The organism is Faecalibacterium sp. I2-3-92 (genome assembly GCF_023347315.1).
Taxonomy (GTDB): Bacteria; Bacillota; Clostridia; order Oscillospirales; family Ruminococcaceae; genus Faecalibacterium; species Faecalibacterium duncaniae.
Genome location: NZ_CP094470.1, coordinates 1,266,205 through 1,281,365, shown reverse-complemented (window position 1 = coordinate 1,281,365; position 15,161 = coordinate 1,266,205). Strand labels below are relative to the sequence as shown.

At 63.0% G+C, this 15,161-nt stretch carries 11 protein-coding genes; all 11 read right to left on the bottom strand.

From position 1 onward, the window contains the following. Positions 1–41: 41 nt before the first annotated feature. On the bottom strand, positions 42–1,250 hold the full coding sequence (locus MTP42_RS06275) for a hypothetical protein (protein ID WP_249258203.1): 1,209 nt from the start codon (positions 1,248–1,250) through the stop codon (positions 42–44). After that, a complete protein-coding gene (locus MTP42_RS06270) occupies positions 1,247–2,362 on the bottom strand; it encodes a DUF58 domain-containing protein (protein WP_249258202.1) in 1,116 nt (371 codons plus the stop codon). Before MTP42_RS06270 ends, MTP42_RS06275 begins: the two co-directional genes overlap by 4 nt. Further along, a complete protein-coding gene (locus tag MTP42_RS06265) occupies positions 2,359–3,306 on the bottom strand; it encodes an AAA family ATPase (protein WP_097772253.1) in 948 nt (315 codons plus the stop codon). Before MTP42_RS06265 ends, MTP42_RS06270 begins: the two co-directional genes overlap by 4 nt. A gap of 141 nt (positions 3,307–3,447) precedes the next feature. Further along, positions 3,448–5,088 carry a chaperonin GroEL gene (gene groL / locus MTP42_RS06260; RefSeq protein ID WP_156073682.1) on the bottom strand — a complete coding sequence of 547 codons (1,641 nt, stop codon included), beginning with the start codon at positions 5,086–5,088 and terminating at the stop codon, positions 3,448–3,450. Between the two features lie 48 nt (positions 5,089–5,136). After that, positions 5,137–5,421 (bottom strand): co-chaperone GroES, encoded by a 285-nt coding sequence (locus MTP42_RS06255; RefSeq protein ID WP_005932536.1) that lies wholly within the window; start codon positions 5,419–5,421, stop codon positions 5,137–5,139. 256 nt (positions 5,422–5,677) lie between these two features. Continuing rightward, positions 5,678–6,667, bottom strand: coding sequence for a diacylglycerol/lipid kinase family protein (locus tag MTP42_RS06250; protein ID WP_249258201.1), 990 nt, complete (start codon positions 6,665–6,667; stop codon positions 5,678–5,680). Positions 6,668–7,055: 388 nt separating this feature from the next. Then, entirely contained in the window at positions 7,056–9,362 is a 2,307-nt protein-coding gene (locus MTP42_RS06245; RefSeq protein WP_156069552.1) for an ATP-dependent Clp protease ATP-binding subunit, read from the bottom strand. 438 nt (positions 9,363–9,800) lie between these two features. Further along, entirely contained in the window at positions 9,801–10,061 is a 261-nt protein-coding gene (locus MTP42_RS06240; protein WP_035394508.1) for a TIGR03905 family TSCPD domain-containing protein, read from the bottom strand. Positions 10,062–10,252: 191 nt separating this feature from the next. Next, positions 10,253–11,101 carry a PHP domain-containing protein gene (locus MTP42_RS06235; RefSeq protein ID WP_249258200.1) on the bottom strand — a complete coding sequence of 283 codons (849 nt, stop codon included), beginning with the start codon at positions 11,099–11,101 and terminating at the stop codon, positions 10,253–10,255. A 354-nt stretch (positions 11,102–11,455) separates the two neighbouring features. Then, complete coding sequence (locus MTP42_RS06230) at positions 11,456–13,732, bottom strand: hydratase (protein ID WP_249258199.1); 2,277 nt, start codon at positions 13,730–13,732, stop codon at positions 11,456–11,458. 213 nt (positions 13,733–13,945) lie between these two features. Continuing rightward, positions 13,946–15,145 carry an aspartate kinase gene (locus tag MTP42_RS06225; protein ID WP_154276317.1) on the bottom strand — a complete coding sequence of 400 codons (1,200 nt, stop codon included), beginning with the start codon at positions 15,143–15,145 and terminating at the stop codon, positions 13,946–13,948. Positions 15,146–15,161: the final 16 nt, after the last annotated feature.

The following is a 15,161-nucleotide window of genomic DNA, read 5'->3' as shown; positions in this document are numbered from 1 at the left end:
TCTCCCGCTTAGGATGGGCAGGAAAGGGGGCGTTGATGCGTTCAGGAGCAGATTTTTCGGACGAGCTCAGCGGCGCGGGCGGCATCCTCGGCCGTGGCGGTGCCGTTGTAGCGGGCTTTGAGGTAGATCTGGCGCAGCTCGGCCTCGGCGGCAAAGTCCATACCGAAAGCGCGGCCGGTCAGGTCAAGGCTGGTATCGCCCCGCAGGATGGTCACGCCATGGCGCTGGCAGTGGTCCAGATAGATGGCATACTCCCGCCGCACCTTGTCCACCGGGCTGAGGAAGAGCCCGGGCCAGCGGCGGGCACGCTTGTGGGTGCTATGCCGCACAGTGGTGTCCGTGCAGGCAGTGTCCGTGTGCCGGAACTTCTGGCGCAGGAAATGCCGCACCACCAGCACCGCACAGAGGACCGCCAGCAGGATACCGAGCACAGTCAGCATCGACATCCCGTCGATGAGCGGTTCTGCGTCCTCGGCGGCCTTTTGGGCGTTGGCGATGACCTCATCGGTAGAAACGATCTCGGTGCGCTCCAACGGTTTGGGCGGAAAGAGGGTGAAGAGCCAGTGGATGAACTGCAGGATGCCGTGGAACAGCCAAGTCACGCCCTGCACCACAATGTTGTTCAAAAACAGCTGCAGCACCGGCACGATCCCGCCAAAGTAAACGGCAGACGCAGCCGCCTTTGCACCGGCAACCACAACACTGCGGCTGAGCAGAAACGGCCCTGCACACACCGCCGCCAGCACGCCGCCGGAAAGCAGCAGATAGCCCGGCCGGGTGGAGATCTCCGGGTCCTGCCGGGTGGTGCGGTTGAACCCCACCAGAAGCACCGCTGCCGCCGTCGCAAAGGGCAGAGCCGCCGAAAGCACCGCGTTGGCGTTCCACAGCAGCATTGCCACTGCAAAGAAGGGCCATACCCGGCAGAGCCAGCGCAGGCGCTCGGCCTGCCGCACCGGCGAAAGGGCAAAATCGCCGGTGTAGGCCAGCAGCACCGGGTAGACTGCCGCCGGGAAGTAGCAGAACTTGTCCGCCCCTGTAGGCAGGAGGAGCAGCGCCGCCGCGCTCAGGGCCGCAAGAGTGGTGCGGAGGGGACGGCTGCCCTCAAAGCAGGAGGCCAGACCAAAGCAGAGGGCAGGCCAGACCAGCACCAGCGGCATGGGGGTCCCGCCGAAGCTGGCGGCAAAAAAGCCCGCAAAAGCATAGTAAAAGCTCAGATCACCTGCCAGGCGCAGGGTATGTAAGAACATCATGCGCCCGCCTCCCCTGTCTGGACCGTCTCTACGGCCATTTCCGGAGTGAGCACCAGCAGCGGAATGCCAGGCAGGGGCCGCACGGCAGCACGCACAGCTTCTTCCGGCTCCGTTGTCACCACGATGCAGCTGACCTGCTCCTGCGGGTGGTAGTATTCGGCGCAGAACCGCGCGCAGGAAAGGGCGGTCTGCCCGGTGGCGCGGCCCAGAATTTCCAACACCCTGCGGTAGTGTTCGGGGCCGTAGCCCTGCGGGGTTTCCAGCGGCTTTCTCCACTCCTCACCGGAGAGAGCCGCATTGAGCAGCAGGTCAAAGGCAGCGTTTGCCGCAAAGCGGTAGGACACCGCCTTTTCTTCCAGCCTCCGGCAGATTGTGCGGGCCATGGAGTAGCAGAGCTCCGCCGGTTCCGGGTGGTCGTAATCCTTGGTATCCGCATGGACTAGCACCACTGCCCGGGGCTCAGTGGTGTAATCCCACTTTTTGACCATAAGCCCCTGCCCCCGGACGCTCTGCTTCCAGGCGATGGAGCGCATGGGGTCACCACTGGTGTAGGGGCGGTAACCCGCCGTGAGAATAGGATCCTCGTAGAGATAGCGGTTCACCGAAAGCTCGCCCAGAAAACCGCCCAGCATCTCTTCCAATTCCGGCAGAGCGCACTCCCTGGGTGGAACGATGAGCTCGTGGAAGCCCCGCTCGGTGCGGGACTGTTCCACAAGACCCAGAAAGTCGCCGCCGATGACCTGCATCGGTTCCAGCACATAGCGGCCCCGGCGTTCCAGCCTGAGGGCGGTGGAGAAATCTGCCTCCTGCCCCGGGCGCAGCCAGGTGGTGAACCGCACCGTGTGGCCCCAACCTGTCTGATCCTGCGTAATGTGGTGCTCCGTGCAGGGAAGAAACTCCTTGTTCAGGTGGAGCTTTGCCGCCAGGAACATCTTCCAACGGGGGCCGCTGTTCCGGACAACGAGGTGGATCACGGCGGGCTCCCCGGCTTCCACAAGATGATCCTCCACTTCCAGCCGCCCCTGCACATCGTCAAGGCTGTGGGCTGTGCTGTAACGCTCCAGCCCAAGGGCTGTGGCCACCAATAGCAGCGCGAAGATGACGGCGCTCATTCCGCATTCTCCAGCGGCACAGTGATCTCGGCCAACAGCTTGCGCATCCGCAGAGCGGCGGCCTCGGCGTTCATGCTGCTGCCCAGAGAAATGCGGTGAGAAAGCACCGCCGGGGCCAGCCCTTTGATGTCCTCGGGGATGACGTATTCCCTGCCCTGCAAGGAGGCATACGCCTGCGCAGCCTGATAGAGCGCCAGCGCACCGCGGGTAGATACGCCGCTGACAAAGCCGCTCTGTGTGCGGGTGGCTTCCACGATGTCCATAAGGTAGTGCTTGACCTCCTCGGAAACCTTGACCTCCCGGTAAGCCGTGCGGACGTATGCGGTCTCCTCGGGAGTAACGACGGCCTGCAGCTCGTTCAGCACGGTCTGGGCCGAGGGGCGGGAGAGCACCTCCAGCTCCTGCTCCCGGGTCATATAGCCCAGCGACAGCCGCATGAAAAAACGGTCCATTTGGGCATCTGGCAACGGGAAGGTGCCAAAGGACTCCAGTGGATTCTGGGTGGCCAGCACCATAAAGGGCTCAGCCAGGCGGCTGGTCACGCCGTCCACGGTAATCTGCCTTTCCTCCATGGCTTCCAGCAGGGCCGACTGGGTACGGGGCGTGGCACGATTGATTTCGTCCGCCAGCACAAAGTTGGTGAAGAGCGGGCCGGGCCGGAACTCGAACTCACCGGACTTCTGGTTGTAGAAATTGATGCCGGTCAGATCGGAGGGCAGCAGGTCGGGCGTGAACTGCACCCGTTTGAAGTCCCCGCCCACCGTGCGCGCAAATGCACGCAGGAGCATGGTTTTGCCGGTGCCGGGCTTATCTTCCAGCAATACATGGCCTCCGCAGAGGAAGCTGACCAGAATTTTCTCGGTAGCATCCTCCTTGCCCACAATGACGCGGGCACAGTTGGACACAACTTTTTCGCGGTAGGCGGTAAAAGCGGCAGTGTTCATTGGTGTTTCCTTTCCCAAAAACAATTTTTCTAAGTGTACTCTTGTTTGGAAAGGGTGTCAACAAAAAAGAAGGCAGAGCCTCCCGGGTGGGAAGTTCTGCCTTCTGCGGCGTATTGAATTGGTATGGGGAGCCGGTGCGGCTTAGTACATGCCGCCCATGCCGCCCATGTCACCACCGGCTGCGGGAGCAGCGGGGGGTTCGGGCAGGTCAGCGACCAGGCTCTCGGTGGTCAGCACCATCTCAGCGACGGATGCTGCGTTCTCCAGAGCGGAACGGGTGACCTTGGTGGGGTCAACGATACCGGCGGCGATCATATCCTCAACAAAGACCTCGTTCTGAGCGTCGAAGCCGTAGTTGGGCTTATTGGCAGAGACGATCTTGTCGATGATGACGCTGCCCTCCAGACCGGCGTTCTTGGCGATCTGGCGCAGAGGTGCCTCCAGAGCCTTCAGGACGATCTTGGCACCGGTGCGCTCGTCGCCTTCCAGCGTGTCGCACAGGGCGCGCACAGCGGGGATGGCGTTGATGGGAGCGGTGCCGCCGCCAGCGACAACGCCTTCCTGAACAGCAGCCTTGGTTGCGTTCAGAGCGTCCTCGATGCGCAGCTTCTTATCCTTCATCTCGACCTCGGTAGCAGCACCGACCTTGATGACTGCAACGCCGCCGGCCAGCTTTGCCAGGCGCTCCTGCAGCTTCTCGCGGTCGAAATCGCTGGTAGAAGCCTCGATCTGGTTGCGGATCTGTGCAATGCGGGCTGCAATGGCATCCTTATCGCCTGCGCCGCCCACGATGGTGGTGTTCTCCTTGGTGACCTTGACCTGACGGGCATGGCCCAGCATCTGGACGGTAGCGTCCTTCAGCTCATAGCCCAGATCAGCGGACACAACGGTGCCGCCGGTCAGGGTAGCGATATCCTGCAGCATCTCCTTGCGGCGGTCGCCAAAGCCGGGAGCCTTGACAGCGCAGACGTTCAGGGTGCCGCGCAGGCGGTTGACGATCAGGGTGGACAGAGCCTCGCCCTCGATGTCCTCAGCCACGACCAGCAGCTTCATGCCGTTCTGCATGACCTGCTCCAGCAGGGGGACCAGATCCTGGATGACGCTGATCTTCTTATCGGTGATCAGGATGGCGGCGTTGTCCAGAACAGCCTCCATCTTGTCGGTATCGGTGACCATATAGGGGGTCAGGTAGCCGCGGTCAAACTGCATGCCTTCCACGATCTCGTTGTAGGTCTCGGCGGTGGTCTTGTTCTCCTCGATGGTGATGACACCGTCGGAGGTGACCTTCTCCATGGCCTCGGCGATCAGGCGGCCGATCTCGGGGTCACCGGCAGAAATGGTGCCGACGCGGGCGATATCGTTGCTGTCCTTGACCTTCTGGCTGTGGGCCTTGATGGTCTCAACGGCCTTGGCAACAGCCTTGCTCATGCCGCGGCGGATATCCATGGGGTTGGCACCGGCGGTAACGTTCTTCATGCCCTCGGTGACCATGGCCTGTGCCAGAACGGTTGCGGTGGTGGTGCCGTCGCCTGCGGCATCGTTGGTCTTGGTTGCGACCTCACGCACCAGCTGTGCACCCATGTTCTCGAACTCGTCCTTCAGCTCGATTTCCTTGGCAATGGTCACGCCGTCGTTGGTGATGACGGGTGCGCCGAACTTCTTGCCCAGCACCACATTGCGGCCCTTGGGGCCCAGGGTGATCTTCACGGTATTTGCCAGGGTATCAATACCGGCACACAGTGCCTTGCGGGCATCCTCGCCCTGCTTGATCTGTTTTGCCATAATCAAATCGCTCCTTCAAAGCTCAAATTTCAATTTCAGAGGGGAAACTTACTCCACGATGGCCAGGATATCGCCCTGACGCACGATGGTGCACTCCTCGCCGTCCACCTTGACCTCAGTACCGGAGTACTTGCTGGTCAGGACCTTATCGCCAACCTTCACGGTCATCTTGACTTCGTTGCCGTCCACGATGCCGCCGGGGCCAACAGCCACGACCTCAGCCACCTGGGGCTTCTCCTTGGCACTGCCGGTCAGGATGAGGCCGCCCTTGGTGGTCTCCTCGACTTCAACGGCCTTGATAACAACACGGTCTGCAAGAGGAATGATCTTCATAGTTCTTGCCCTCCTATAATAAAATATAATGAAAACTTTTTTGGCACCTTCGGCCCGTTTCTGCCGGGCCTCCGGTTGTTTAGCACTCCTTTTCTCTGAGTGCTAAGTTTATTGTACTCATCTTGAACTGAAAAATCAAGACCTTTTTGATTTTTCTTTTTGAACAATTTGTGACCACCCGAAAAAGTATCCTTACATCGAAAAAAGAGCAGTTCTCTTTTCCGGAGAGACTGCTCTTTTTCATCCAAACATCTTCTTATTTTACGTCCACACTGCTCCTTTTCGTCACAAACCGCTCATACGCCGGGGCAGGCAGGAGGATGCGGCCGCTCAGGGGGCGCAGAACAGCCTCCACCGCATCACAGGGGGTGCACTCGCCGTCGGCAGTGGCAACGATAGGGCCGCGGCCATCGGCAGGGCGCAGCGCCACCCGCCGGGCACGGCGGTAGAGGAAGTAGGGCTTTGCCTCCTCGGTGAGCTGGCCGTTCACAAAATGCCGGCCGCTCTTGTACATCCCCAGCAGCTTAGCAATGGTCAGCCGCCCCACCCTGCGGACGATCATCACGTCCAGCCAGCCGTCGGCGGGGTCGGCCTCGGGGGCGGCAAGGAAGCCGCCGCCATAGGCCCGGCCATTGCAGATGGCGCACATCAGGCAGTCCACGGTCAGCTCCTCATCATCGATGGTAAAGGTGACCCTGCGGCCGATGTGCCCGCAGAGCTGCTCCACGATGGAGAGCAGGTAGGACACCTCGCCGCCGCACAGGGGGATGCGCCGGAACTTGGGGATGCCGTAGGCCACCTGCGCGTCCAGACCCGCCGCGCAGATGGTGGCAGACAGGCCCAGACTGGTCTCCAGCAAGTCGATGGTCACTTCCCCGCCCGCCAGCTGGGCATCGAGGTCGGTGAACTCTGCCCGGGTGCCGTAGGTGCGCAGGAAGTCGTTGCCGCTGCCGTAGGGCAGGCAGCCCACAGCGGCGTTGGCAAAGCCCTGCACGCCGGTCATGGCTTCCATGAAGGTTCCGTCGCCGCCCGCTGTCCAGATGCGCAGGCTGTCCCCTGCCCGCGCGGCCTCCTGGGCTGCGGCACGGGCCAGCTCCCGGGCGTGGCCCGCATATTCGGTGGTGTGGATGGTATAATCCGCCTCGCTCCACCCGGCCCGGGCGGCAGCGGCTCTGATCTGCGGGATGAGCTGGACGGTGCAGTCCTGCTTGCCCGCAGCGGGATTCAGTAAAAACAAATAGCGCATGGTTTCCTCCTTGGGGCGTTTCGCTTTCTCTATGATAAACGAAAATGCCGGAGGATGCAAGGGGGAAGCGTGCTCACCCTCTCAGTCTCGCTTCGCTCGCCAGCTCCCCCGAAGGGGGAGCCAATGCATCTGTAAGGGGAGAAGGTGCTTACGGCTAAACCTCTCAGCCGTCGCTGACGCTCGGCAGCTCCCCTAGTAGGGGAGCCCTTGGCAGACCGTCGCGTTTTCGAGGTCTGGCGCTTCGCTCCTGTTGGCCCTGCTGGCGCAAAGTCTTATCCTTGCGGCAGATGTCGGTTTTGGAACCGACAGGCGATCATTGCGAAAAATGAACCTTATGCCAAGGGCCCCACTATTAGGGGGGCTGGCACGCGGAGCGTGACTGAGGGGTTTAGCCGATGGTTTGCTCTACTACTTCCCCCTCTTCCAACACGATTGCCCCATCCACCGTGCAGTCGGCGGTCCAGTGCTGGCCGGTGTGGGCCGTGCCGGAGGCGATCTGGTTGGCGAGGGCCTGTTCCACGGCACGGTCCACCTGCCGCCGCAGCTCCCGGGCCCCATAGGGCGAGCGTGCCCTTGCGGCCAGCACTGCCCCCACCCGGGGCGTATGGGTCAGCTGATACCCATTGCGGGCGGCACGGGCTTCCAGCTGGCCCAGCAGCTTCTCGGCGATGGCACACAGGCTGTCCTCCGCAAGGGGACGGAACACGATGAGCTCATCCAGCCGCCCCACCAGCTCGGGCCGGAACCACTTCTTGGCTTCCTCAATGGCCTGGGCCGACTGCTTCTCGAACACGGCCTCACTGCCCGCTGCAAAACCCAGCGGGGCGCTCTGCCCGGCCAGAAAGCGTGCCCCCAGGTTGGAGGTGAGCAGGACGATGGTATTGCGGAAATCGGCCTTGCGGCCCATGGCATCGGTGAGCTGGCCGTCCTCCAGGATCTGCAGCAGGATATTCTGGATGTCCGGGTGGGCCTTTTCGATCTCGTCAAAGAGCACCACGCTGTACGGGCGGCGGCGGACGGCTTCGGTGAGCTGACCGCCCTCATCGTGACCAAGGTAGCCCGGAGGCGCGCCCAGCAGGCGGGCTGTGGTGTGCTGCTCCTGATACTCCGACATATCGAACTTGAGCAGAGCTTTTTCGCTGCCGAACCAGCTGGCGGCAAGGGCCTTGGCAAGGGCGGTCTTGCCCACGCCGGTGGGCCCCAGAAAGAGCATGGCCCCCATGGGGCGGCCCGGCTCCCCCAGCCCGGTGCGGCTGCGCCGGATGGCCCCGGCCACCGCCGCCACGGCCTTCTGCTGGCCCACGATCTCGGCGTTGAGGCGGGATTCCAGCTTGTCCAGCCGTTCCCGTTCCTTCTCCCCCACCCGCTCCACGGGCACGCCGCTGGCCTGCGCCACCACCCGGGCAATGTCCTCCCGGGTGAGGGTGGGATCTGCTTTCCCCTCCCGCTCGGCGCGGATGCGGGCAGCGGCACAGGCCTCGTCCACAAGGTCGATGGCCTTATCGGGCAGGAAGCGCCCCGGCAGGTACCGCACCGAGAGCTCCACGGCCTCCCGCAGCGTCTCAGGCGGCAGATGCACGCTGTGGTACCGCTCGTAGCGGGGGGCAAGCCCCTCCAGGATCGCCGCAGCCTGCGCCGGGGTAGGCTCCTCGATCTGCACCCGGCCAAAGCGGCGCTCCAGCGCGGCATCCTTCTGGATATGGGTGCGGAACTCCTGATCGGTGGTAGCCCCGATGAGCTGCAGCTCCCCCCGGGCCAGCACGGGCTTCAGGATGCTGGCGGCATCAATGGCTCCCTCTGCCGCGCCGGCTCCCACGATGGTGTGGAACTCGTCCACAAACAGGATGGCACTGCCGTCCCGCACAAGCTCCTCCAGAAGGGTCTTGAACCGCTCCTCAAAGTCGCCCCGGTACTTGGTGCCCGCCACAAGGCTGGCCATATCCAGCGCCAGCAGCCGCCGTCCCTGCAGCATCCGGGGCACGTTCCGGCTGGCGATGCGCTGGGCAAGGCCCTCGGCAAGGGCCGTTTTACCCACCCCCGGTTCCCCCACCAGACAGGGGTTATTCTTCTGGCGGCGGCACAGGATCTCCACCATCCGGTCCAGCTCCGCATCCCGGCAGAACACCGGGTCCAGCTCGCCGTCCACCGCGCGGCGGGTCAGGTCGCGGCAATACTTATCGCTGGCGCGGCTGCCCCGGGGCATGGCACTGGCCCGGGGCGTGCCGGGCAGGATGAACTGCCCCGAGAGCTGGCGGCACTCCCGCACGGCCTCGGCCAGCTGCACCCCCATGGAGGCCAGCAGCACCCCCGCCGCGCAGTCGGTATCCTCCAGCATGGCGCAGAGCAGGTGCTCCGGCTCCGCCTTGGGCAGGTGGGCGTTCTGTGCCCCGATGAGGGCATAATCCATAGCCCGGCGCAGGTCTGGGGCCAGCGCCTTTCTGTCCAGCTGACGGGCCGGGCTGGTGCGGCCCTCGGCCAGCTGGCGGCGCACGGCAGGCTCGGTGATGTTCTTGCCCGCCAGAAACCGCCCCGCCGGGCCGCGGTCGGTCTGCAGCATGGCAAGTAGCAGGTGCCCGGTATCCGCCCGGGCACAGCCCATGCTGCCCGCAAGCTCCACGGCTTCGTCCAGCAGCAGCCCTGCCTCCCGCGAAAACCCCTTGTGTCTGCCCATGCCGAATGCTTCCCAAATGCTCATGCTCTGCTCCTTGCTGTATTGTTTCATACACAGCAAAGTATAGGCTCAACCTCCACGAAAAAAACAGCAATTTGTGTCAGGCCGCAAAGGCAAAGCTTTGGAGCTCAACCCCCCAGTCGCCTGCGGCGACAGCCCCCCTAGTAGTGGGGCCCTTGGCATTTCGTAAAGCTCGCCCTCTTTGCCAAGGCCGCCCCTAGTAGGCAACAACGACGACCGCCGCCAGTGGCGGAAGCAGGGAGGAGTTGTTGGGGCCGCGGCCAGCAGGACGCAAGTGCAAAACTTTGCACGAAGCGGACGCGGGGAGCCGCAACCCGTACGGTGGCATCCCGCAGGGATGACGGTGGGGTTTAACATCGCCAGCAGCCCACAGAGAGGATGGATCGCGCTGCACAGCAAAAAAGCGCCGTGCAATGCACGACGCTTTCTCTGCGTTGATGGTTACATCTCTGCCAGAGCCTTTTTCAGGTTCTTGGCGATCTGGTCGGGGCAGCTGGTGGGGCGGGGGCCGCAGGTGGTACCCTCCATGCGGGCGATGGCATCCTCAGCCTTCATGCCCTTGAGCAGGCGGCTGATGCCCTTGAGGTTGCCGTTGCAGCCGCCGATGACCTCAACGGACTCGATGGTGTGGTCATCGTTCAGCACGATGTTGGTCTGCTTGGAACAGGTGCCCACATTGGGGAAGCTGAAAGATTTGCTCATGGAAAACATCCTCTCTTTTTGACTTGCCTGCATTATACTATAAATCTCACGAATCTGCAAGCGTCAGCCGCAGCGAGGGAGTTTTTCCAAGCGAGTGTCCGCTGGGGTGGGACCCTGTTGCCGCAGGCAATAGGGCGGGCGATGGAATGGCCCGTTTCACTCGCGGGAAAAAGCTCCCGAAGCGCGGCGGGTCACCGTCTGCGCTTCCGGGCCAGCTCCTCGATCCGCGCGATCTGGTCATCGGGGGTGGTGCAGGTGCCCACGGGGTAGACCTTTTTGTGGTTGGCCCCGTGGAAGTCGGTGCCGCCAGTGTGGATGAGGTGATACTGCCCACAGAGGGCGACGCACTCGGCCTTGTCCTCGGGGCTGTTGCTGGGGTGGTCGATCTCGATGCCGTCCACCATCCCCTCCCTGACCAGCTCCCGGAGCAGGGGCATACTCTTGTACACGGTGGGGTGGGCGAACACCACCACGGCACCGGCGGCTCTGGCTGTGGCCAGAACCTCCCGCACCGGGATGTACTCGGGCGAGTGGAGCACCCTGCCCCGCGGGTTCCAGCCGAACAGCTCATGGTAGCGCTCGCCGTAGATGCTGTCGGCAAGGCCCAGCTCCCGCAGCGCCTGCATGATGCCGCTCTTATAGAGCACGCCGCTGTCTCTGGCGTATTCCAGCGCCTGCTCTGTGCGGAACTGGGGGAAGATGGCTTCCAGCTCCCGGGCGCTCTGCAAACAGCACTCGTTGCGGCGCTGGCGCATGATATCGCAGTGGCGGCGCAGGGCCTCGCTCTCGGGGTTGGGCCAGTAGGCCAGCAGGTGGACCCGGTGCTGGCGCTCGTAATCGTAGCCGGTGAGCTCGGTGGCCGGGATGAGCTTTACCCCATCCTGCACCGGGTGGTCGTAGGCATACTGCACGCTGCGCAGTGTATCGTGGTCAGAGATGGCCATGGCATCCAGCCCCACCCGGGCTGCCATCAGGGGCAGCCGGGCCACGGGCACGGAGCCGTCGGAATAGGTGGTGTGGTTGTGTAGATCGCCGGGCATGGAATGGAACCTCCTGAGAATAAAACGGGTTAAACCTCTCCGTCATCATCGCTTTGCTCGATGCCACCTCCCCTAGTAGGGGAGGCCTTGGCATAAGGTTCATTTTTCGCAATGATCGCCTATCGGCTCCAAAACCGGCATCTGCCGCAAGGATAAGACTTTGCGCCAGCAGGGCAAACAAGAGCGAAGCGTCAGACCACGAAAACGCGACGGCCTGCCAAGGGCTCCCCTACTAGGGGAGCTGCCGAGCGTCAGCGAAGGCTGAGAGGTTTAGCCATCAGCACCCTCTCCCCTTACAGATGCGTTGGCTCTCCCTTTGGGAGAGCTGTCGAGCAAAGCGAGACTGAGAGGGCTTTATCTTTTATAATAATTGATCAAACACCCGTCTGCCAGGATCTCCCGCTCATCGGAGGTCAGCGGTGCCATATAGAGGGCGAAGGGCTTCACTTCCTCACCCAGCACATAGGCAGGGATGTTCTGCAGATCGCCCTTGAGGGCTTCCCGGACATGGGGGATGAGGATGTAATCCCCCAGGCCGAAGGGAGCCGCGCCGTTGAGCTGGAAGGGCAGCATGCCCCAGTTGATGAGGTTGGAGCGGTAGCGCTTGGTGGCGTACTCGTTGACGATGTTGGCCCCGGCCCCCAGCACGCGCTGGCAGCTGGCGGCCTGCTCACGGGCAGAGCCGTCGCCGGGCTTGACGGCAAAAATGGTGGAGGCCAGCTGCACATCGTCCCAGGTCAGGGCCTCGCAGCCGGGCACGGCACGGATCTTTGCCAGCAGGGCGGCATCCCCCTGCCCGGCCCGGCGGGCGGCTTCCTCGGCCTGCACTGCCTTGGCGCGCCCCACATAGGCGGGGTCCTTGCGGCTGAGGGTGAACTCAGCCAGACCCAGAGGGTTGGAGCGGTAGGAAGAGGTCTCACCCGAGGGGATGAGCTCGTCCGTGGTGGTGACGGGGTCGGTGATGTAGGAGGCCACCTTCAGCAGCAGGTTGCCGCCCAGCGGGGCGATCTCGGGCCAGTCCTTGATGTTGGGGCCCAGCTTGAGCAGGGCATCATAATCGCCGTGGCCAAAGCCCTGATACACCCGGGCCTCGTAGCTGGAGGGGTCGTAGTGGTATTCGGGCACGGTGGGGTCGTAATCCACCTCCGTTGCGGGGGTCAGGATGCCGCCGTTGGCCGTGGTGGCGGCAATGCTGCGGGCATCCATCAGGGCCACGCCTGCCAGCTGGCCGCTGCCGGGCTTGGAGCCCTCGCGGCTGGGGAAGTTGCGGGTGGTGTGGCGGATGGACAGCGCCCCGTTGGCGGGCACATCGCCCGCGCCGAAGCAGGGGCCGCAGAAGGCCGTGCGGATGGTGGCACCGCTGGCCATCAGGTCGGTGAGCACGCCGGTGCGGTTCAGCTCCATCATAATGGGCTGGCTGCCGGGGTAAACGCTGAGGGCGTAATCCCCGCAGCCGCCGGTATGGCCCTTGAGGATGGAAGCGGCCTCGTAGATGCTGTCAAACAGGCCGCCCGCGCAGCCTGCGATGACTCCCTGATCCACCCGGAGCCTGCCGTTTTCGATCTTGCTGCACAGATCCAGCTTCACGTCAGAACGGCCCACCAGCTTCTGGACGTTCTCCTCGCATTCGTGGAGGATGTCCTTGAGGTTGGCGTTCAGCTCCTCGATGGGAAAGGCGTTGGAGGGGTGCATGGGCAGGGCGATCATGGGCCGGATCTTGGAAAGGTCCACGCTCACCACGCCGTCGTAATAGGCCAGCTCTGCCGGGTGCAGGGGCTTGTAGTCCCCTGCCCTGCCATGGACCGTGAGGAACTGCCGGGTCTTTTCATCGGTCTCCCAGATGGAAGAAAGGCAGGTGGTCTCGGTGGTCATGGCATCAATGGCGTTGCGGGTGTCCTGCCGCAGGGAGGCGATGCCGGGGCCAACAAACTCCATGACCTTGTTCTTGACATAGCCGCTCTTGAACAGCTCACCCACCAGTGCAATGGCCACATCGTGGGGGCCGCAGCCTGCGGGCAGCGCGCCGGTCAGGCAGATGGCCACCACGCCGGGGCGGGCCACATCGTAGGTGCGGCCCAGCAGCTGCTTTGCCAGCTCGCCGCCGCCCTCGCCGATGGCCATGGTGCCCAGCGCGCCGTAGCGGGTGTGGGAATCGGAACCAAGGATCATTTTGCCGCAGCCCGCAAAGCGCTCGCGCATGTACTGGTGGATGACCGCCATGTGGGGCGGCACAAAGATGCCGCCGTACTTTTTGGCAGCGGACAGGCCGAAGCGGTGGTCATCCTCGTTGATGGTGCCGCCCACAGCGCACAGGCTGTTGTGGCAGTTGGTCAGCACATAGGGGATAGGAAACTTTTCCAGCCCCGAGGCACGGGCCGTCTGGATGATGCCCACAAAGGTGATGTCGTGGCTTGCCATGGCATCAAACTTGATCCGGAGATCCCGGTCGTTGCCGCTGGTGTTGTGGGCGGTGAGGATGCCGTAGGCCATGGTGCCCTTGTAGGCCTGGCCGGCCTGCTCCGCAGTCACGCCCGCGGCTGCCAGTGCCGCAGGAGCCTGCGCGTCGGCGGGCACCCACTGCCCCCGCAGGTAGTATGCACCCGAGGTGCTGCATTTGATCGATTCCAACATAATACTTTCCCCTCGCTTTTGCAAAAAAGGGGCGGACCCTCTCAGTCTCGCTTTGCTCGACAGCTCTCCCAAAGGGAGAGCCAACGCATCTGACAGGCAGACGACTGCAAATTTGCAGTGCCCTGTCCCGAAGCCGCCATTGCCTCTCCCTTTGGGAGAGGTGGCAATGCGTCAGCATTGACGGAGAGGGCGAACCGCCCCAAAGTGTTTCAATCAGTCAAACAGCATATCGTGGATGGCACTGACCGCCTTGTCAGCGTCGTCACGGGCAATGATGCAGGAGATCTTGATCTCACTGGTGGAGATCATCCTGATGTTGATGTTGTTGTTGGAAAGTGCCTCGAACATCTTGGAGGCAACACCGCTGTGGCTCTGCATACCGGCACCCACGATGGAGACCTTTGCGCAGGTCTCGTCGCAGGTGGCATCCTTGAACTTGCCGCTCTCCTTGAGCACGCGCATGGCGGTCTCAGCCTCGCCCTCGGCGCAGGTGAAGGAGATATCCTTCTTGCCGTCGCGGCCGGTGGACTGCAGGATGATATCCACGTTGATGTTCTTCTGGGCCAGCAGGCCAAAGATCTTGAAGCTGGTGCCCGGCTCATCGGGAACGTTCAGGATCGTGATAACGGCAACATCGGTGTCCTTTGCAACACCCTTGATCAGCATACCTTCCATGTCTTTTGTAACCTCCTTGACCACCGTACCGGGCACGGGATTCAGGCTGGACAGCACTTCCAGCTCCACATTATACTTCTTTGCCAGCTCCACGCTGCGGTTGTTCAGCACCTGCGCACCCAGAGAGGCCAGCTCCAGCATCTCGTCAAAGGTGATCTCTTCCAGCTTGCGGGTGTTGCGCACCTTGCGGGGGTCTGCGGTGTAAACGCCTTCCACATCGGTGTAGATCTGGCAGCGGTCTGCGTGCAGGGCCGCTGCAATGGCCACGGCGCTGGTATCAGAGCCGCCGCGGCCCAGGGTGGTGATATCATCCAGCTTGTTCAGGCCCTGGAAGCCTGCCACGACCACCACGCGGTTGCGCTCCAGCTCGGAGGAAATGCGCTCGGTCTCCATGCGGGTGATGCGTGCCTTGGTGTAGGCACGGTCGGTGCGGAAGCCCGCCTGCCAGCCCGTCAGGCTGGTGGCGTGGCAGCCCAGCTCGTTCAGAGCCATGGCCAGCAGCGCGATGCTGATCTCCTCACCGGCGGCCAGCAGCATATCCATCTCACGGGCCGAAGGGTTGTGGGTGATCTCAGCAGCCTTTGCGATCAGGTCGTCGGTGGTGTCGCCCTGTGCGGACACCACCACCACCACATCATTGCCCGCCTTGTGGGTGTTGGCCACGATGCGGGCCACGTTGAAGATACGGTTCCGGTCCTTCACCGAAGAACCGCCGAACTTCTGTACGATCAACGCCATAGTTTGTCACTCTCCT

What these genes read in the sequence shown, in the direction of transcription:
- MTP42_RS06275 (WP_249258203.1), bottom strand. Translation starts at nt 1,250, where the DNA reads ATGATGTTCTTACATACCCTGCGCCTGGCAGGTGATCTGAGCTTTTAC.
- MTP42_RS06270 (WP_249258202.1), bottom strand. Translation starts at nt 2,362, where the DNA reads ATGAGCGCCGTCATCTTCGCGCTGCTATTGGTGGCCACAGCCCTTGGG.
- MTP42_RS06265 (WP_097772253.1), bottom strand. Translation starts at nt 3,306, where the DNA reads ATGAACACTGCCGCTTTTACCGCCTACCGCGAAAAAGTTGTGTCCAAC.
- groL (WP_156073682.1), bottom strand. Translation starts at nt 5,088, where the DNA reads ATGGCAAAACAGATCAAGCAGGGCGAGGATGCCCGCAAGGCACTGTGT.
- MTP42_RS06255 (WP_005932536.1), bottom strand. Translation starts at nt 5,421, where the DNA reads ATGAAGATCATTCCTCTTGCAGACCGTGTTGTTATCAAGGCCGTTGAA.
- MTP42_RS06250 (WP_249258201.1), bottom strand. Translation starts at nt 6,667, where the DNA reads ATGCGCTATTTGTTTTTACTGAATCCCGCTGCGGGCAAGCAGGACTGC.
- MTP42_RS06245 (WP_156069552.1), bottom strand. Translation starts at nt 9,362, where the DNA reads ATGAGCATTTGGGAAGCATTCGGCATGGGCAGACACAAGGGGTTTTCG.
- MTP42_RS06240 (WP_035394508.1), bottom strand. Translation starts at nt 10,061, where the DNA reads ATGAGCAAATCTTTCAGCTTCCCCAATGTGGGCACCTGTTCCAAGCAG.
- MTP42_RS06235 (WP_249258200.1), bottom strand. Translation starts at nt 11,101, where the DNA reads ATGCCCGGCGATCTACACAACCACACCACCTATTCCGACGGCTCCGTG.
- MTP42_RS06230 (WP_249258199.1), bottom strand. Translation starts at nt 13,732, where the DNA reads ATGTTGGAATCGATCAAATGCAGCACCTCGGGTGCATACTACCTGCGG.
- MTP42_RS06225 (WP_154276317.1), bottom strand. Translation starts at nt 15,145, where the DNA reads ATGGCGTTGATCGTACAGAAGTTCGGCGGTTCTTCGGTGAAGGACCGG.